The organism is Vannielia litorea (assembly GCF_019801175.1).
GTDB classification, from domain to species: Bacteria; Pseudomonadota; Alphaproteobacteria; order Rhodobacterales; family Rhodobacteraceae; genus Vannielia; species Vannielia litorea_B.
Genome location: NZ_JAHVJR010000003.1, coordinates 120,855 through 137,679 on the forward strand (window position 1 = coordinate 120,855; position 16,825 = coordinate 137,679).

18 protein-coding genes are annotated in these 16,825 nt (G+C 66.1%); 8 read left to right on the forward strand and 10 right to left on the reverse strand.

Annotation, left to right across the window (positions count from 1 at the left end; all coding sequences use genetic code 11):
- Positions 1 to 46: 46 nt before the first annotated feature.
- Entirely contained in the window at positions 47 to 403 is a 357-nt protein-coding gene (locus KUV38_RS19030; protein WP_222471804.1) for an antibiotic biosynthesis monooxygenase family protein, read from the reverse strand.
- On the reverse strand, positions 400 to 714 hold the full coding sequence (locus KUV38_RS19035) for an NIPSNAP family protein (RefSeq protein ID WP_222471805.1): 315 nt from the start codon (positions 712 to 714) through the stop codon (positions 400 to 402). The genes KUV38_RS19030 and KUV38_RS19035 overlap by 4 nt, the downstream gene beginning before the upstream one ends.
- Before the next feature lie 108 nt (positions 715 to 822).
- Between KUV38_RS19035 and KUV38_RS19040 the strand changes: the two genes are divergently transcribed.
- Positions 823 to 1,503: an ArsR/SmtB family transcription factor gene (locus KUV38_RS19040; RefSeq protein ID WP_222471806.1), complete on the forward strand. Its 681-nt coding sequence runs from the start codon at positions 823 to 825 to the stop codon at positions 1,501 to 1,503.
- A gap of 96 nt (positions 1,504 to 1,599) precedes the next feature.
- Here KUV38_RS19040 and leuB read toward each other — a convergent pair whose 3' ends face one another.
- Positions 1,600 to 2,706, reverse strand: coding sequence for a 3-isopropylmalate dehydrogenase (gene leuB / locus KUV38_RS19045; RefSeq protein WP_222471807.1), 1,107 nt, complete (start codon positions 2,704 to 2,706; stop codon positions 1,600 to 1,602).
- 45 nt (positions 2,707 to 2,751) lie between these two features.
- Complete coding sequence (locus tag KUV38_RS19050; RefSeq protein ID WP_222471808.1) at positions 2,752 to 3,666, reverse strand: LysR family transcriptional regulator; 915 nt, start codon at positions 3,664 to 3,666, stop codon at positions 2,752 to 2,754.
- Positions 3,667 to 3,762: 96 nt separating this feature from the next.
- On the opposite strand from KUV38_RS19050, the gene KUV38_RS19055 reads away from it, so the two are divergent.
- A complete protein-coding gene (locus KUV38_RS19055; protein WP_222471809.1) occupies positions 3,763 to 4,683 on the forward strand; it encodes an epimerase in 921 nt (306 codons plus the stop codon).
- Here the strand turns inward: KUV38_RS19055 and KUV38_RS19060 are convergent.
- Positions 4,603 to 5,550, reverse strand: coding sequence for an endonuclease/exonuclease/phosphatase family protein (locus tag KUV38_RS19060; RefSeq protein ID WP_222472149.1), 948 nt, complete (start codon positions 5,548 to 5,550; stop codon positions 4,603 to 4,605). The genes KUV38_RS19055 and KUV38_RS19060 overlap by 81 nt on opposite strands.
- A 101-nt stretch (positions 5,551 to 5,651) precedes the next feature.
- The gene (locus KUV38_RS19065; RefSeq protein WP_222471810.1) at positions 5,652 to 6,503 is read right to left on the reverse strand and encodes a hypothetical protein; all 852 of its coding nucleotides are present in this window, start codon (positions 6,501 to 6,503) and stop codon (positions 5,652 to 5,654) included.
- 439 nt (positions 6,504 to 6,942) lie between these two features.
- On the opposite strand from KUV38_RS19065, the gene KUV38_RS19070 reads away from it, so the two are divergent.
- Complete coding sequence (locus KUV38_RS19070; protein WP_222471811.1) at positions 6,943 to 8,142, forward strand: TsoY family (seleno)protein; 1,200 nt, start codon at positions 6,943 to 6,945, stop codon at positions 8,140 to 8,142.
- Between the two features lie 60 nt (positions 8,143 to 8,202).
- On the opposite strand, the gene leuD is transcribed toward KUV38_RS19070, so the two are convergent.
- Genes leuD through leuC form a run of 3 tightly spaced genes read right to left on the reverse strand, consistent with a single transcriptional unit; the run spans position 8,203 to position 10,510 of the window.
- Entirely contained in the window at positions 8,203 to 8,808 is a 606-nt protein-coding gene (gene leuD / locus KUV38_RS19075) for a 3-isopropylmalate dehydratase small subunit (protein WP_222471812.1), read from the reverse strand.
- Positions 8,809 to 8,819: 11 nt separating this feature from the next.
- Positions 8,820 to 9,107 carry a hypothetical protein gene (locus KUV38_RS19080; RefSeq protein ID WP_222471813.1) on the reverse strand — a complete coding sequence of 96 codons (288 nt, stop codon included), beginning with the start codon at positions 9,105 to 9,107 and terminating at the stop codon, positions 8,820 to 8,822.
- Complete coding sequence (gene leuC, locus KUV38_RS19085; protein ID WP_222471814.1) at positions 9,104 to 10,510, reverse strand: 3-isopropylmalate dehydratase large subunit; 1,407 nt, start codon at positions 10,508 to 10,510, stop codon at positions 9,104 to 9,106. Before leuC ends, KUV38_RS19080 begins: the two co-directional genes overlap by 4 nt.
- Before the next feature lie 332 nt (positions 10,511 to 10,842).
- Here leuC and KUV38_RS19090 point away from each other — a divergent pair, with 332 nt between their 5' ends.
- Positions 10,843 to 12,213 carry a mechanosensitive ion channel family protein gene (locus KUV38_RS19090; RefSeq protein ID WP_222471815.1) on the forward strand — a complete coding sequence of 457 codons (1,371 nt, stop codon included), beginning with the start codon at positions 10,843 to 10,845 and terminating at the stop codon, positions 12,211 to 12,213.
- Positions 12,214 to 12,252: 39 nt separating this feature from the next.
- Here KUV38_RS19090 and KUV38_RS19095 read toward each other — a convergent pair whose 3' ends face one another.
- Complete coding sequence (locus KUV38_RS19095; RefSeq protein WP_222471816.1) at positions 12,253 to 12,792, reverse strand: acyl-CoA thioesterase; 540 nt, start codon at positions 12,790 to 12,792, stop codon at positions 12,253 to 12,255.
- A 119-nt stretch (positions 12,793 to 12,911) separates the two neighbouring features.
- Here KUV38_RS19095 and KUV38_RS19100 point away from each other — a divergent pair, with 119 nt between their 5' ends.
- The 4 genes from KUV38_RS19100 (at position 12,912) to yaaA (ending at position 16,825) form a co-directional block, all read left to right on the forward strand.
- Positions 12,912 to 13,202 carry a YggT family protein gene (locus KUV38_RS19100; protein WP_222471817.1) on the forward strand — a complete coding sequence of 97 codons (291 nt, stop codon included), beginning with the start codon at positions 12,912 to 12,914 and terminating at the stop codon, positions 13,200 to 13,202.
- A 147-nt stretch (positions 13,203 to 13,349) separates the two neighbouring features.
- Positions 13,350 to 13,790 carry a hypothetical protein gene (locus KUV38_RS19105; RefSeq protein WP_222471818.1) on the forward strand — a complete coding sequence of 147 codons (441 nt, stop codon included), beginning with the start codon at positions 13,350 to 13,352 and terminating at the stop codon, positions 13,788 to 13,790.
- A gap of 74 nt (positions 13,791 to 13,864) precedes the next feature.
- The gene (recQ, locus tag KUV38_RS19110) at positions 13,865 to 15,925 is read left to right on the forward strand and encodes a DNA helicase RecQ (protein WP_222471819.1); all 2,061 of its coding nucleotides are present in this window, start codon (positions 13,865 to 13,867) and stop codon (positions 15,923 to 15,925) included.
- A gap of 123 nt (positions 15,926 to 16,048) precedes the next feature.
- Positions 16,049 to 16,825, forward strand: coding sequence for a peroxide stress protein YaaA (gene yaaA / locus KUV38_RS19115; protein ID WP_222471820.1), 777 nt, complete (start codon positions 16,049 to 16,051; stop codon positions 16,823 to 16,825).

Sequence of the window (16,825 nt, forward strand, 5' to 3'; positions counted from 1 at the left end):
GTTGGCGCTAACGCTTTGGGCGAGGCTACCATGCTGCACTGCCGCGTCAATCGTGGGGCTGCTCGTGCGCCTCCCGGCTGTCCTGCGGGGCCTGCGCCCGCTCGGTCATCCCGTAATCGCGCAGCACCTCTGCCACCCGCAGGCGATAGTCCGCAAACACGCCGCCACGACCCGCCGCCTGCTGGGCCCGGTGCCCCGCCCGGTTGCGCCAGGCCTCCACTGCTGCCTCATCCTCGAAGAAGCTGAGCGACAGCATCTTGCCTGGTGTGGTGAGGCTCTCGAACCGCTCCACCGAGATGAAGCCGGGATGCCCCTCAAGGCTCTCCCGCAGCGCTGCCGCCCGCTCTAAATACTCCGTGCGCCGCCCGTCGGCGGGCTCCACCTCGAAAATCACTGCAATCATGTGGTCCTCCCTGATGCCAGCTTGAAGAATGCCCGATCCTCGCGCCGGATGAACCGCTTTTCCTGCGCGAAGGCATAATTCTCGCGCCCCAGCGGATCTTCGGCCAACCGCGCGCGATACGCCTCATAGGCGGCCAGAGAGGGCAGGGAGTATACGCCGTACGCAAGGGTGGACGAACCCTCATGCGGCGCGAAGTATCCGATCAGGTCGGCCCCGCAGCGCGGGATGCATTGGCCCCATGTGCGGGCATATTGCTCAAAGTCCGTTCGCTGCGTCGGCTCGATCTCGTAGCGGATGAAACAGGTGATCATGGTCAGGCTCCTTTTCTTCCCCATACCCCGACGAGCCCCGCCAATGCTTCGGCCTGCACCAAACCATCCCCGCTTGACCGGCACCGGGCCACCCCGCAGGCTGCCCGCATGAAGGAAGGCCCCGACATAACCCGCATCGCCGCGCTGATCGGAGATCCGGCGCGCGCCAACATGCTCACGGCCTTGCTCTCCGGCAAGGCGCTCACGGCGAGCGAACTGGCCCATGAGGCCGGCATCACTGCACCCACCGCCTCGGGGCATCTGGCCAAGCTCGAAGAAGCCGGCCTGCTCTGGCGTCGCAAACAGGGCCGCCACCACTATTTCGCGCTTGCCGGAACCGAGGTGGCCTCGGCCCTAGAGGCTCTCGCCGGCCTCGCCGCCTCAAAAGGCCACCTGCGCACCCGTACCGGCCCGCGCGACCTCGCCCTGCGTGAGGCCCGCGTCTGCTACGACCATTTCGCCGGTTCGGCAGGCGTCCGCATCTTCGAGAGCCTCGCTGCATCGCACGCACTCACCGTCGACCGCGAGGCCATCACCCTCACACCCGAAGGCGAGGCGCGCATCACCGCGCTGGGCATCGACCTTGCGCCCCTCAAGGCCAAGCGCCGCCCGCTTTGCCGCGCCTGCCTCGACTGGTCCGAGCGCCGCACTCATCTCGCAGGCGCCCTCGGCGCGGCAATCCTCACCCACGCCACAACAGTTGGCTGGGCCACCCGCACCAACGGCTCCCGCCTGATCACCTTCAGCAAAAAAGGCGCTTCCGAGTTCGAAAGCGCCTTCCCGATCTGAATCAGAACAATTCGTCTAAAATTGTCCCCACCCCGCCTGCATTTTCTTGCTGCAAATATTCCCGGGGAGGGGCTGGCCCCCCAGCATCCGTCAGCCTCAGAGCGACTCTTCCAGAGCCACCACGATCGCATCGCCCATCTCGGCGGTGCTCACGGGCTGCACGCCCTCTTCGCCCAGCAGGTCCGCCGTGCGCAGGCCCTTGGCCAGCACCGCATTCACCGCCTGCTCCAGCCGGTCGGCTTCTGCGCCCTCGTCGAAGGAGTAGCGCAGCGCCATCGCAAAGCTGAGGATACAGGCAATCGGGTTCGCCTTGCCGGTGCCCGCGATGTCGGGCGCCGAGCCGTGGACCGGCTCGTAAAGCGCCTTCGGGCGGCCGTTCGCCATCGGCAGGCCGAGCGAGGCGGAGGGCAGCATGCCCAGCGAGCCGGTCAGCATGGCGGCGAGGTCCGACAGCAGGTCGCCGAACAGGTTGTCGGTGACGATCACGTCAAACTGCTTGGGCCAGCGGGTCAGCTGCATTGCGCCCGCGTCGGCATACATATGGCTCAGCTCGACCTCTGGGTACTCCGCGTCATGGATCTCCTGCACCACGTCGCGCCACAGGATGCCGCTCTCCATCACGTTGGCCTTCTCCATCGAGCAGACCTTGTTGCCACGCTTCTTGGCCAGTTCGAAGGCCGAGCGCGCCACCCGGGCGATCTCGCTCTCGGTGTAACGCTGGGTGTTGATGCCAACGCGCTCATTGCCTTCCTTGATGATCCCGCGCGGCTCACCGAAGTAGACGCCGGAGGTCAGCTCGCGAATGATCATGATGTCGAGGCCCGCCACCACATCCTTCTTCAGCGACGAGAAGTCGGCCAGCGCGTCGAAGCACTGGGCTGGGCGCAGGTTGGAGAACAGGTCCATCTCCTTGCGGAGGCGCAGAAGCCCCCGCTCGGGCTTCACGCTGAAATCGAGGTTGTCGTATTTCGGGCCGCCCACGGCACCCAGCAGAACCGCGTCTACCTCCTGCGCCTTGGCCATGGTGTCGTCATGCAGCGGCGTGCCGTGCTTGTCATAGGCGCAGCCGCCCACCAGATCCTCGGACACGTCAAACTTGAGGCCGCGCTTGTCGCCATACCAGTCGATCACCTTGCGGACCTCGGCCATCACCTCGGGGCCAATGCCATCGCCGGGCAGGATCAGAAGGGAAGGGTTGCTCATCGCGGTCTCCTCGCAGGTCTTTGCAAAACAGGGTCGCGCGACGGCCTACGCCCTTGGTGCAGCAGGGTCAAGCAAAGGCGGCAAGGCCTCGGCCAACGCATCCCACACCCGGACCACGCGCGGTACCCGCCGCACCTCCTCATGGGCGGCCAGCCACATCGGTAGCGAGGGCACCGGCGGGCCGCGCAGCACGGGCACCACGCCCGGTTCCACGTCGCCCACCATGCAGGGGCCAAAGCCCAGCCCGCAGCCTGCACATACCAGCGCCCAATAGACCGACTGGTCATCGACCCGTGCGCCAAAGCTGTGCCGGTCAGCGGCGATCCCGAACTCGCGCATCCCCCGGATGATCCGCTCTTCCCGGTCATTGCCCACAAGGTCCATCTGCATCAGCGCGGCAAATTCCGTCGGCAGCTCGCGCCCCTCCAAATACCTCTCGGCGGCATAGAGCCCCATCCGCAGGTCGCCCAGCCGCAGGGCAACTAGGTCAAGCTGCGTGGGCTGATACATCCGCACCGCGATGTCGGCCTCGCGGAACAACAGGTTGTCGCTGGCGTCGTTCGGCACAAGTTCGACCTGAATCTCAGGCTCCTCCCGCCGCAGTCGGGCCACGATGGCGGGCAGCATCCAGCGGCTGACCGACACCGGCGCGGTGATCCGCACCGTGCCTGCCAGCTCCTCCTCCCGGCCCGCGGCGGTGAGCTGCATCCGCATCGCCGCCTCCTGCATCGCCCGCGCCGGCTCCACCAGAGCCGCGCCCGCCTCGGTCAGCGCCAGCCCCTTCGCCTCGCGCCTGAAGAGCCGGGTGGCCAGCGCCTCCTCCAGGGCCTTCACCTGCCGCCCCAGCGTCGGCTGGCTGGTGCCAAGCTGGCGCGCTGCGCCAGAGAGCGAGCCTGTGTCCACCACGGCAAGGAAGGCCTGCACGCGCGACCAGTCGAGGGAAGAGAGAAAGTTGGCCATTCAAAAATGAATACATGACCTTCATGTTTATGCAATTCACATTTGCAGATGAATAGCTCAGGGTCCTCCCATCGACACCAGCCCGGAGACAGACCAATGCCCGGAACAGCCCTTATCCTCGGCCCCACCGGCCGCTTTGGCCGCAACGCCCACATGGCCTTCTGCGAGTCGGGCTGGCGCGTGCGCCTGTTCGACCGCAGCCGTGACGATCTGTGGGATGCCGCATGGGGCGTCGATGTCATCGTCAACGGCTGGAACCCGCCCTATCAGCACTGGGCCCGCGATCTGCCCGGCCAGACCGACCGCATCATCGAGGTCGCGCAGGCGACCGGCGCCACCGTGCTGATCCCGGCCAACGTCTACCCCTACGGCGAGGCCGCGCCCGATCTCCTGACCGCCAGCACGTCGCACGAGGCCGCCAACACTCTCGGGCACCTCCGCACCGAGATGGAAGCCGCCTATACCGCCTCCGGTGTCCGCACCATCCTGCTCCGCGCCGGGGATTTCATCGATGCCGAGCCGTCAGGCAACTGGTTCGACAAGATCATGACCCCCAAGCTGAAGCGCGGCAGCTTCACCTATCCCGGCCCGCTGGACAGGCCGCACGCATGGGCCTTCCTGCCCGACGTCGCCCGCGCCGCCGTGGCCCTTGCCGGGCAGCGCAAGAGCCTGCCCCGCTTTGCCGACGTCCCCTTCGCGGGTTACACCCTCACCGGCGCCGAGCTGCATGCCGCGCTTGAGCAGGCATGGGGCGGCCGTCTTGCGCTCAAATCCATGCCGTGGTGGCCGCTCCGGCTCGCCGCGCCCGCTTGGCCCATGGCGCGTCACCTCGTTGAAATGTCCTACCTGTGGCGCATGCCGCACCGGCTGGACCCGGCCCCGCTCGCAGATATCCTGCCCGCGTTCCGCCCCACGCCGCTCATCGAGGCGCTGTCCTCAGCGATCGAGCACCAGATCGACCCAGACCAGCCGGTGGCGCGACGCCGCCTGTGCCGTGGCAAGGCTCAGCCCGTCTAGCGGGGCGCCTTCCACCGGCCAGAGCACCCCGGCGCCCGCCACCTCCAGACCGGCCTGCGGCAGCACGTAATCCACCCGCAGGTTGCCGGGGCCGTCCCAATCCACGGTATCCTGCGCGGGCGGGCCGCTCTGCCCCGCATCGGCCTCCGCCGCGCCGCCCGGCCCCTCTGGCTTCGGGTCTTGCAACGGGCCGCCCACCAGCGCCGCCAGCACTTCCCTCCGCCCCTCGCCATCAACCGGGTCCACGTTCACGCGCCCAGCCACAACCGCAGGCCCACCCGGCGGCCCGCCGAGGCCACCCTCCAGATAGATCTGCCACATTCGCAGCTCATCCTCCGCCCGCCGCCCATTGCGATCCTCCTCGCCGTCGAACACCGGCGGCGTGGCGGACAGCGTCAGCAGATGCAGCGTATCCCCCGGCAGTTTCACCGGCACGTCCCAATGCGCCACGGAAGAGAGCCGTTGCACCGCCGCCGCCTCATCAGAGGCAAACCAAGGGTCGCCCGCCGGAAGATCGCGCCAAAGCACGGTGGTCAGCTCGGTCACATCGCCCAACGGGTAACGGCTGAGGACCGCCATGCTGCCTTCGCCCGGAAACCGGCCAAAACCCTGCGCATCTTCAGGCTCTTCCTCCCGCCCGTCGCCATCTAGGTCCAGCCCGCTGCGCACCCCGGTGTTGCCCGGCGCGGTGAAGAGGTGAGGGTAGGGGGCGCCCGCCTTGGCTAAACGCCCTTCAAGCGCCTCCAGCGTGGCACCTTGAGCGTCCATGTCGATGCCGGTCAGCAACAGCACATCTGCATCGGCCGCGCGGATCACCTCCACCACTGCCTCCACCTGTGCCTCGCCTCGAAGGATGTCACGCAGCAAGAGCCCCGGCCCCTTGCGGGTCAGCTCCGGTGAAAAGCTCGCGATCCGGACCGTTTCGGCCCATGCAGGTGTGGAGAGGAGCGCCGCAACCGCGGCAAGCGTCAGGCGGTGGCCAGCGTGTCGGTCACATCGCCTTGCTGTTTGGCCTCGCTGGTGCGGCGGCGCTTCTGCTCGATCATCGAGGCGATCCGCCCCATGGCGATGCCGCGCATGAACAGCGAAGAAGGAAGGAATGCCCATGCCGCCATCGTCCAGATCAGGGTCTGCGGGGCTTCCATCGCGAGCGGGCTGAACACCACTGCCGCCATCTTGGCCACCGCCGGTGCCACGAAGGGTAGCAGGAAACCGAGGGTGATGTTGAGCCTTGCGTCGCGGTTGAGCCGGTCCACCACATCGCCGCCAGTTGTCGGGTCGAAGGTGGGCAGGTTCACCCAAACGTTGAAGGCGCCCGAGCGGGTGGGCCAGCCGCCCGCACGGATGTAGATCACGAAGACTGCCAGCGAGATCAGCGAAGTGAGGTAAGAGATACCCGCCGCCGAGCGCACGAGGTCCACATGCTCCGGGCTGACAGACGCAGGCAGGCTCAGGAGCACGAGTTGCACAGGGCTGTACGGAAAGTCGATCGCATCGCCGATGAGCCGACCGACGGCCTCGGTGAACACGGTGAGCCCACTCTCTTCCACTTGCCCACGGCAGAGCATGGTCAGCAGGAAGACGGTGACGAAGAGCGTGATGAATCTCAGCCGGTTGAACGGCGGCGCGTCCCGAAATTCCACAAGGCTCGGATAGTGTGAGGCGTATTCAAAGATCGTCAGGCCCGCTGCAAACAGAGCCAGAAGCGCGGTGACCTGCGCGGCATCGGGGCCGATGCGCGGCAGCAGCAGAGAAGGCGTTGCAATCAGCAACGCTACAAGTCCTGCGCGCACCAAGGCGCCTGTGATCCGGGTGATCACTGCTCGATCCCTTTCCCGCAGCCGGCTCCAGTGCATTGCCGAAGGCCGTTGTCCGCGGTGTTCCGCCGATTAAGACGGTATGCCTCAACTTTGCCCAATTTTTGCCGTCTTTCGTTTGCCACCACAAGGTTCGGTTAAGGTTAACGAAATCAATTTGGCAGTTTCGCGGGCCAACTGGTGCGGCTTTGCATCAAATTGCTGGCAGAAAGGTGGCCGTCCGGGGTGCGATCGCAACATATTGTGGATGCAGCAAAATTCGCCCCAACGCGAACCCGCCCTGCGCCTGGAGCCGACACGGATTAGTTGAATCACCGAAGAAAACACTCACCTCAGGCGGAGAGCCACATTCTGCCGGGCAGGTCGCCGAGGTTGATCTGGATCAAGACATATTCATAAAATAGAATATAATATCATCGGGACTCATCAAGGAGACCTGATCATGCAACCCCGATCCCGCACAGGCTACGTGCCTCTCTACTTCCTCGCCGCCCTCGGCGCGGGTGGCCTTATGGTCACCTTCTTCCTCTACCTGATGTTCTGGGTGCCGCACCCCGGCCAGACCGTTCCGGTATTCGAAGATATCCTCGCCGCCTTCCTCGCAGGCACTCTGCTGACGAAGGCGATGATCGTCACCGCATGGGCCGGCATCGCCACCTTCGCCTTCCTCATGCTCCGCTCGCTTGTCTGGAATCTGCGCACCCTCGCAGCCTTCCGCGCAACGCCGGGCTTCGATGCGCTCATGGGCTTTAACGCAGGCAGCCAACTCATGGCCGTGCCGCTGGCGCTGGCCATGGCGGTGAACGGCAGCTTCATCCTCGGCCTCGTCTTCGTGCCCGGGCTGTGGAATGTGGTCGAATATCTCTTCCCCCTCGCCATGGTCACCTTCCTCGCCATCGGCGGCTACGGGCTCAGGCTCTATGGCCGATTCCTCGCCGAGCGGATCGGAAAGGGTGGCATCGACTGTGCGAGTAACAACAGCTTCTCCCAGACCCTGCCCGCCTTCGCCTTTGCCATGGTGGGTGTCGGCCTCGCCGCGCCCGCCGCTATGAGCGTGGTCAAGGCAACCGTGGCGGTCTCGCTCATGCTCTCAAGCTTCTTCATTCTGCTGGCGTTGGTGATCGCACTGGTCACCATGATCATGGGCCTGCGCGCCATGATGGAGCACGGCGCCAACCCCGAGGCCGCGCCGACCCTGCTCATCGCCATCCCGCTCCTGACCGTTGTCGCCATCGCCTGGCTCCGCCAGAGCCACGGGCTGCATGTCCACTTTGATGGGCACGGCGGCCCGGCGGCCAGCTTCACCCTGCTGCTACCGCTCCTTGCCCTGCAACTCGTCACCGCCCTCTTCGGGCTGACGGTTCTGCGGGCGCAGGGCTACTTCGCCCGCTTCATCTCCGGCCCCGAGCGCTCCCCCGCCAGCTATGCGCTGGTCTGTCCCGGCGTGGCGCTCTCCGCAATGCTGCAGTTCTTCGTGAATAAAGGTCTCGTCGGCGCAGGCGCGATCGAGAAGTTCTCCGCCGTCTACTGGGCCGCCTCGGCACCGGCGCTTCTGCTGCAACTGGCGACCGTCGCCCTGATGCTCAAGCTCAACGCCAAGCATTTCGGCGGCGCGCGCACTCCGGTCGCATTGGCGCTGTAGCGCGCCACCCAACAAAAAAGGGGGCCGCAAAGGCCCCCTTCTGCTGTTCTCAGCCGAGCGTCAAACCCAGGGCCGCTCCTGCGCCGCCTTCGCCTCGAAGCTCTCGATGCTGGCGGCCTTCTCCATCGTCAGGCCAATGTCATCCAGCCCGTTCAGCAGGCAGTGCTTTTTGAACGGGTCCAGATCGAAGGTCACCTTTCCACCATCCGGCCCGGTGATCTCCTGCGCTTCCAGATCCACCGTCACCACCGCATTGGCGCCGCGCTCGGCGTCGTCCATCAGCTTGTCGACGTCTTCCTGCGGCAACACGATCGGCAGGATGCCGTTCTTGAAGCAGTTGTTGTAGAAGATGTCGGCGAAGCTGGTGGAGATCACGCAGCGGATGCCAAAATCGGCCAGCGCCCAGGGCGCATGCTCGCGCGAGGAGCCGCAGCCAAAGTTGTCGCCCGCGACGATGATCTTGGCCTCGCGGTAGGCCGGCTTGTTCAGTACGAAATCCTCGATCTCGTTGCCCTGCCGGTCATAACGCATCTCGTCGAAGAGGTTCACGCCAAGGCCGGAGCGCTTGATCGTCTTAAGGAACACCTTGGGGATGATCATGTCGGTGTCGATGTTGACCAGCGGCATGGGCGCCGCGATCCCGGTGAGTTTGTCGAATTTTTCCATATCGGTCGTCCTTATCCGGCGGTCCGGGCGGCATGGGCCGCCAGGTAATCGCCGTAGGTTTCAGTATCGGGGCCACGCGGGGCGAGGAACTCCTCGGCCTCCGCCTGCGGCAGCGCGATGGTCACGGCACGGGCCTTGGCCGTGTCGAACTCGGCTTCCGTGAGCGGTCCGTCGCTCTTGTTTACGAGGGTCATCACTTCCGCGAAGGAGGGAATGGGCACGAGCACCAGCCCGCCGGGATTATCCAGCGCGCTGAGCTCGCCCCAAGGGCCAACCTTATGCGGAGCGAGGGCGCTCACATCATCTCCCGAACGTCGGTCAGCTTGCCGGTGATCGCTGCCGCAGCCGCCATGGCCGGGCTTACCAGATGGGTGCGGCCCTTGTAGCCTTGCCGTCCCTCGAAGTTTCGGTTCGAGGTGGAGGCGCAGCGCTCGCCCTCGGCCAGCTGGTCGGGGTTCATCGCAAGGCACATCGAGCAGCCCGCGAGGCGCCACTCGAAACCGGCTTCCTTGAAGATGTCCGCAAGGCCCTCTTCCTCGGCCTGCGCCCGCACGAGGCCGGAGCCCGGCACCACCATGGCGCGCATCCCGTCCTTCACCTTCTTGCCCTTCAGGATCGCCGCGGCGGCCCGCAGGTCTTCGATCCGGCCATTGGTGCAGGAGCCGATGAAGACCGTGTCGATCTCGATATCGCTCAGTTTCTGGCCCGCCGTCAGCCCCATGTACTCGATCGAGCGCCGCGCGGCCTCGACCTTGCCACCCTTGAAGCTCTCGGGTGCAGGCACGACCTCGGTGATCGGCAGCACGTCCTCGGGCGAGGTGCCCCATGTGACCACGGGGGCGATATCCTCGCCCTTGATGGTGATGACCATGTCCCAATGGGCGTCATCATCCGAGTAGAGCGTCTTCCACCAGTTCAGCGCGGCTTCCCACTGCGCACCCTTGGGGGCGTGGGGGCGGCCTTTGACGTATTCATAGGTGGTCTCGTCGGGGGCGATGAGGCCGGCACGGGCGCCGCCTTCGATGGCCATGTTGCACACGGTCATCCGGCCTTCCATCGACAGCGCGCGGATCGCCTCGCCGCAATACTCGATCACGTAGCCAGTGCCGCCGCCGGTGCCGGTGTGGCCGATCACGCTGAGGGTGATGTCCTTCGCGGTCACGCCGGGCCGGAGCTGGCCGGTGATCTCCACCTTCATGTTCTTCGATTTTTTCTGGATCAGCGTCTGGGTGGCCAGCACGTGCTCCACCTCCGAGGTGCCGATGCCGTGGGCCAGCGCACCAAATGCGCCGTGGGTGGCGGTGTGGCTGTCGCCGCACACCACGGTCATGCCGGGCAGCGTCCAGCCTTGCTCGGGGCCGACGATGTGCACGATACCCTGACGGATGTCGCTGACCGGGTAGTAATGCACACCAAATTCCTTGGCGTTCTTGTCCAGCGCCTCCACCTGAATGCGGCTGTCTTCCGTCATCTGGCTCGGGTCGTCGCGGCCCGCCGTGGTGGGCACGTTGTGGTCAGGCACGGCGATGGTCTTGTCGGGGGCATGCACCTTGCGGCCCGACATGCGCAGCCCTTCAAAGGCCTGCGGGCTGGTCACCTCGTGAACGAGGTGCCGGTCGATGTAGAGCAGGCAGGTGCCATCCTCGGCCTCATGGGCCACATGGGCATCCCAGATTTTGTCATAGAGTGTCTTGGGGGACATCGGTCCTCTCCCTTGATAGTCTTTGGGGGTTCGAGTCTGGAGGGCGCACCAATGGCGCCGCGCCTCATAGCGAGGCGAGGATCGTCAGGGTCGCGCCAAAGAACCGCCACGGCAGGCGGGCCCGGTCGTCCATATCGAAAACCACTCTCATGACCCGGGGAGATACACCCGCAAGGCCTTTGCGGCAAGAGGAGTCGCGCCTGTGCCGCCACCTCCCCCGTGGGGTGGTGCGAGGCCCTCTGTCGGCAGTTTTGGTGCGGAATCTGCCGTGTCGCCAGACACTTGCCCCAAGTTCTCTCGCCGTGCCACGATAGCGGGGGAGGTGGGATCGGATGAACCCCGACGAGCAGTCACAGCAGATCGAAGCGCTGCAACAGCATTTCACCGGCCTTCTCGGGCTGGCAGAAAGCTTCCTCGTCTCCATGCTCCAGCCCTGGCGGCTCTACCAACTTGCCATCGTCGTCGGCCTCTTCGCCGCCGCATGGCTGGTCCGCAAGGCAGTGTCGCCCCGCATGCGTGGCTGGATGCGCACGCTGGAGGGCCGACCGAAGTGGCAGCTCCGCGTGCTGCTGGTGCTCGAACAGCGCCTCACGCTGATCTTCTTCGTGATGTTCTCATGGGCCACCTTCTGGATCATGAAGGAGGTCACCTGGCCCTCCCGCAGTTACATCATCGGCATCGTGGCCACCATTGCCACGGCTTGGCTGATCATCGGCCTCGCCACCCGCCTGATCCGCAACCAGTTTCTTCGCCGCGTCGTGCGCTGGGGCGCGTGGATCTGGGTCACGCTCTACTTCCTTGGCCTCTGGGAGGGCGCCTCCGACCTGATGGAAGGCGTCGCGCTGGAGGTGGGCGAGTTCCGCCTCTCGGTCCTCGGGCTGCTGAAGGCACTGATCATCACCGGTCTGCTGTTCTTCTTCGCCCGCGTCATCCTCAAGGGCGCGCAGGGCAAGATCCGCACCAACAAAGACATCTCGCCCTCGATGCAGGAACTGATCATCAAGGTCCTGCAAATCGTCCTCTTCGGCGCGGCCTTCTTCCTTGGCCTGAAGGCGGTCGGCTTCGACCTGACCGGCCTCGCCGTGCTCTCCGGTGCCATCGGTATCGGCCTCGGCTTCGGGCTTCAGAAGGTGGTGTCGAACCTCGTCTCGGGCGTGATCATCCTGCTCGACAAATCGATCAAACCGGGTGACGTGATCTCGCTCGGCGATACCTTCGGCTGGATCAACTCGCTCGGCGCCCGCTACGTCTCGGTGGTCACACGCGACGGCAAGGAATACCTGATCCCGAACGAAGACCTGATCACCGGGCAGGTGGTGAACTGGTCGCACTCCAATGATTACGTCAGGCTCGATATCTTCTTCGGCACCGCCTACCACGACGATCCGCACGCCGTCCGCAAGATCGCCATCGAAGCCGCCAAGAGCGTCGACCGCGTGCTCACATGGCGCCCGCCGGTCTGCCATATCGTCGGCTTCGGTGACAGCTCGGTTGATTACATCCTGCGCTTTTGGATCGAAGACCCGACAGGCGGCCTGACCAACATCCGCGGCAACGTGTTTCTGGCGCTCTGGGATGCTTTCAAGGAAAATGACATCTCCATCCCCTTCCCGCAGCGCGAAGTCCGGATGCTCGCCGACGAAGACCCATCGCAGCCAGCCGATGCAAAGAACAAGGCCGAGGCCGCAGGCAAGGCAGACTGACCAGCACCGTCAGGTCGCACGGCCGGAGGCCCCCAAGCGCTACCCCACGCGCTCCGGCGGCCAGGGCCGGGAATCCTCTGCGGCGATCCACGCCTGCACCCACTCCGGCAGCACCTTGCCCGGATGGTCGGCAATCCCCAACGCCTCCATCACTTCGACCGGCGGAACAATGCCCGACGAACTCGTCACCGCACTCCGGAACACCGCCTGCCCGCAGCAGGTCTCGCCCCGCCACATGCTCTGCTCGATGTAAATGAAGCGATGGTCCCATCCGATCATCCGGCTCCGGGTGGTGAACTTCTGAAACATGGTGATCCGCTTGCGGTAGCGCACCGCCGAGCCTGCGATGGTGAGCCCCCAGCGCTTTGCCCGCAACACCGGCACAAGCCCGGTGCGCCGTGCCAGCGGGATGCGGCCCAGATCGTAGAGTGTCAGCGTGCGCCCGTTGTTGAGCTCCATCCAGAAATCCAGATCCCACGGCCAGCAGCGATGGTGGCTGATGTGGGTGCCGTCGAAGGGCAGGGCGGGCTGGCGGCCTGCGAGCCAGAGCTCCTTGGCCATGCGGATGAATGGGTACATGCGGCGCACCCTGCGCCGCCTGCCGCCAGCGTCAATCGCGACGTCACGGCACGGTTAAGCCTGTTGCAACTCTGGCCTGCCATGAATACCTACATCGCGGCCATTACGGAGACCCGCCCATGCTGATGATCTACCAGTTGCTTGACCTCATCCTCGGTGTGGTCTTCTTCATCATGCTGGCCCACGTGATCATGAGCTGGCTGATCTCCTTCCAGATCCTCAACTTGCGCCAACCCTTCGTCTATCAGCTGTGGGATGGCCTCAACCGCCTGCTCGAGCCAGTCTACCGCCCGATCCGCCGCGTGCTGCCCGATACCGGCGCGCTCGATCTTGCGCCTCTGGTCGCCTTCATCGTGGTGATCGCCCTGCGCAACATCATCCTGCCCGGCGTGTTCCAGCAACTGATCTGAGCGGCCCACGCGGGCAAAACCTCACGCCCACCTCTTAAAATCGTGACCGAAATCCCCTATCTTGAGGGCACCATCGCGGAAATTTCTGCCGCGGGGGGCAAGAAAAGTCATTCAAACCTCATCAAGTCATTTCGGGAGATCGAACCTATGGCGAACAATATCAAAGCAGCAGACTGGCGCGTTGCCGGGCTTGCCCAGATCGGCGGTGCAGCCGCCGTCGGCGGCGGCGTCTGGACGTTCGAGATGCGCAGCGCAACGGCCAACCATCGCGGCACCTATACCTTCACCGGCTACGGCCTCGGGGTGGGCGGCTCGCTCGGCGGCGCTTCCATGCCCGATTTCAGCACCGGTGGCCTCAGCTACACCGACCTCGAGTGCGAACGCGCCTTCAGCGCCGACGACCTGCACGGCAGCGCCGGGCGGTTGACCACGGCAGGGGCGGGCCTCTCGGTCGGCTATGGTGTGACCATCATCACCGCCTTCAACTGGGGCGGCTACATGTTCTCCAGCCAGGAGTGCTTCGGCGGCACCATCGGGGTGGGCGCTTCGGCCATCACCACCGCCGGCATGTGGCACCGGATCGGCTAGCGCCGGGTTCCGGTTGCGGCGCCTTTGGCGCGGGGGGTAGGTAGGGGCAACTTCCCCTCACCCGGCCCCCGCCCATGCCCGCCCAAACCGCGCCTTCCGAACTTCTTCATTCCGTCTTCGGCTTCCCCGAGTTTCGCCCGGGGCAGGAAGAGATCGTCACCTCGGTGCTGTCCGGTGAGCCGACTCTCGCCATCATGCCCACCGGCGGCGGCAAGTCGCTCTGCTACCAGCTGCCCGCACTCTGCCGCGAGGGGGCCACCCTCGTGATCTCCCCCCTCATCGCCCTGATGCGCGATCAGGTCGCCGCCCTGCGCGGCCTCGGGGTGGAAGCGGGCGCGCTCTGCTCGGCCAACACCGAGGAAGAGACCGATGCCGTCTTCCGCGCCATCGACGAGGGCACGCTGAAGATCCTCTACATGGCCCCCGAGCGCCTGCGCTCCTCTGGCACCGAGCGCCTGCTGCGCCGTGCGGGCGTGCAGCTCATCGCGGTGGACGAGGCCCATTGCGTCAGCCAATGGGGCCATGACTTCCGCCCCGATTACCTCGAGATCGGCCCGCTCTGCGCCCGCATGGGGGTGCCGCTCGCCGCCTTCACCGCCACCGCGGATGCCGAAACGCAGGAAGAGATCATCACCCGCCTCTTCGGCGGCACCCCGCCCCGCGCCTTCCTGCGCGGCTTCGACCGGCCCAATATCCGCCTCGCCTTCGAGGCCAAGGACAAACCCCGCATTCAGATGCTTGCCTTCGCCGCCGCCCGGCGCGGGCAGGCGGGCATCATCTATTGCGGCACCCGCGCGCGGACCGAGAGCATCGCCGCCGCCCTCACCGCCGAAGGTCACGCCGCCGTGGCCTATCACGCGGGGATGGAGGCCGAGCCGCGCCGCGAGGTCGAGCGCCGGTTTCAGGCCGAGGACGGGCTGATCGTCGTGGCCACCGTGGCCTTCGGCATGGGCGTCGACAAGCCCGATATCCGCTGGGTGCTCCACGCTGATCTGCCCAAGTCGATCGAGAGCTACTATCAGGAGATCGGCCGCGCAGGGCGCGATGGCCTGCCCGCCGACACGCTCACCCTCTACGGCCCAGATGACATCCGCCTGCGCCGTGCGCAGGTCGACGAGTCGCTGGCCCCGCCCGAGCGCCGCGTGGCCGACCACGGCCGCCTCAATGCGCTCCTCGGTCTGGCCGAGGCGCAGGGCTGCCGCCGCAAGCTGCTCCTGAGCTACTTCGGCGAGGAGAGCGACGACTGTGGCAACTGCGACCTCTGCGAAAAGCCCCCCGAAGTCTTCGATGGCACCGAGGCGGTGCGCATGGCGCTCTCCGCCGCGCTGCGCACCGGTGAGTGGTTCGGCGCAGGCCACCTGACCGATATCCTGCTCGGCATCGAAACCGACAAGGTCCGCCAGCGCGGCCATACCGACCTGCCCACCTTCGGCGTCGGCACCAAACACAGCCGCAAGGTCTGGCAGGCGGTTTTCCGGCAGATGATGGGGCTCGACCTCATGCGCCCCGACCCCGAGCGCCACGGTGCCCTGCGGATGACGGAGGCCGCCCGCCCGATCCTGCGCGGCGAGGCCAACATCACCCTGCGCCGCGATTCCATCGCCAAGGCCGATACCGCCCGCCGCCCCGCCGTGAAGATGCTGGTGAGCGAAGAGGACGCCCCGCTGCTCTCGGCCCTCAAGGCCAAGCGACGCGCCTTGGCCGAGGCACAGCGCGTGCCGGCCTACGTGGTCTTCCCCGACCGCACGCTGATCGAGATGGTCGAGCAACGGCCCGCAACGCTGGATCAGATGGCGCAGGTGAGCGGCATCGGCGCCAAGAAGCTGGAGCGCTATGGCGCGGAATTCCTCGCCGTTCTGACCGGCGAGACCACGCCCGAAATGCACCCGGCCCGTCGCGAAATGGCCGCGCGGGGGAAGGGCGAGGCCTTCGACCGATTGCAAGAGGCCGTGCAGCAACTCTACCGAGGCGAAGACGGCACCGAAAAACCGCTCTCCTGCGACACCGCCCTGCTGCGCCGCATCGTCAAGGCCGCGCCCGCCAATATCGATGCCCTGGGAAGGGTGCAGGGCATGAGCGAGCGCCACGTCGACCGCTTCGGCCCGGCTTTCCTCGCCGCGCTTGCCGCCGAGTAGCGGCGGGCTGGTTATCCGCCCAGGCGGTCTCCTAGCCCCGATCCGGCTGCGACGAAAACGCCTCAAACGGCGGATGAGCCGCCCCCTGTTCACCTCCCCGTCCACAGCCGCTAAAAGCACCTCATGCTCATCGTGATCTCCCCCGCCAAGCGGCTCGACTGGCAGCCGCGCGACCTGGCCCAAACCGCCCCGGCCTTCCCCGAAGACGCCGCCAAACTGGCCCGCGCCGGTGCCAAACTCTCGCGGCCCGCGTTGCAAAAGCTGATGGGCATCTCGCCCGATCTGGCCAAGCTCAACCAGGACCGGTTCCGCGCCTTCTCGCCCGAGCCGGAGGCCGAGGCGACCCGCCCTGCCGCCTTCGCTTTCGCAGGCGACACCTACACCGGGCTTGAGGCCGCCTCGCTCGAGCCCGATGAACTCGACTGGGCGCAGGACCACCTCCGCATTCTGTCCGGCCTTTATGGTTTGCTCCGCCCCCGCGACGCGATCCAGCCCTACCGGCTCGAGATGGGCTCGCGGCTGAAGGTCGGCCGCAACCCCAGCCTTTACGCCCATTGGGGCGACCGTCTGGCCAAGGCGCTCACCGCGCAGGCCGAGGCGCTGGGCACCGACACGCTCGTCAACTGTGCCAGCCAGGAGTATTTCGGCGCGGTCGATCCCAAGGCGCTGGGCGGGCTGACGGTCGTCACCCCGCGCTTTCTTGAAGAAAAGCCGGGCGGCCCGAAGCAGGTGAGCTTCTTCGCCAAACAGGCGCGCGGAGCGATGGCGCGGTTCATCATCCAGAACCGCCTGCAATCCGCCACCGCGCTGGAAGGTTTCGACACCGGCGGCTATCGCTTCCGCCCCGATCTGTCCGAACCCGGCGCGCCCACCTTCTCCCGGCCCGACACCACCGACTGA

What these genes read in the sequence shown, in the direction of transcription:
- KUV38_RS19105 (WP_222471818.1), top strand. Translation starts at nt 13,350, where the DNA reads ATGGCGAACAATATCAAAGCAGCAGACTGGCGCGTTGCCGGGCTTGCC.
- recQ (WP_222471819.1), top strand. Translation starts at nt 13,865, where the DNA reads ATGCCCGCCCAAACCGCGCCTTCCGAACTTCTTCATTCCGTCTTCGGC.
- KUV38_RS19095 (WP_222471816.1), bottom strand. Translation starts at nt 12,792, where the DNA reads ATGTACCCATTCATCCGCATGGCCAAGGAGCTCTGGCTCGCAGGCCGC.
- leuB (WP_222471807.1), bottom strand. Translation starts at nt 2,706, where the DNA reads ATGAGCAACCCTTCCCTTCTGATCCTGCCCGGCGATGGCATTGGCCCC.
- KUV38_RS19035 (WP_222471805.1), bottom strand. Translation starts at nt 714, where the DNA reads ATGATCACCTGTTTCATCCGCTACGAGATCGAGCCGACGCAGCGAACG.
- KUV38_RS19070 (WP_222471811.1), top strand. Translation starts at nt 6,943, where the DNA reads ATGCAACCCCGATCCCGCACAGGCTACGTGCCTCTCTACTTCCTCGCC.
- KUV38_RS19100 (WP_222471817.1), top strand. Translation starts at nt 12,912, where the DNA reads ATGCTGATGATCTACCAGTTGCTTGACCTCATCCTCGGTGTGGTCTTC.
- KUV38_RS19040 (WP_222471806.1), top strand. Translation starts at nt 823, where the DNA reads ATGAAGGAAGGCCCCGACATAACCCGCATCGCCGCGCTGATCGGAGAT.
- KUV38_RS19090 (WP_222471815.1), top strand. Translation starts at nt 10,843, where the DNA reads ATGAACCCCGACGAGCAGTCACAGCAGATCGAAGCGCTGCAACAGCAT.
- KUV38_RS19055 (WP_222471809.1), top strand. Translation starts at nt 3,763, where the DNA reads ATGCCCGGAACAGCCCTTATCCTCGGCCCCACCGGCCGCTTTGGCCGC.
- leuD (WP_222471812.1), bottom strand. Translation starts at nt 8,808, where the DNA reads ATGGAAAAATTCGACAAACTCACCGGGATCGCGGCGCCCATGCCGCTG.
- KUV38_RS19050 (WP_222471808.1), bottom strand. Translation starts at nt 3,666, where the DNA reads ATGGCCAACTTTCTCTCTTCCCTCGACTGGTCGCGCGTGCAGGCCTTC.
- leuC (WP_222471814.1), bottom strand. Translation starts at nt 10,510, where the DNA reads ATGTCCCCCAAGACACTCTATGACAAAATCTGGGATGCCCATGTGGCC.
- KUV38_RS19030 (WP_222471804.1), bottom strand. Translation starts at nt 403, where the DNA reads ATGATTGCAGTGATTTTCGAGGTGGAGCCCGCCGACGGGCGGCGCACG.
- yaaA (WP_222471820.1), top strand. Translation starts at nt 16,049, where the DNA reads ATGCTCATCGTGATCTCCCCCGCCAAGCGGCTCGACTGGCAGCCGCGC.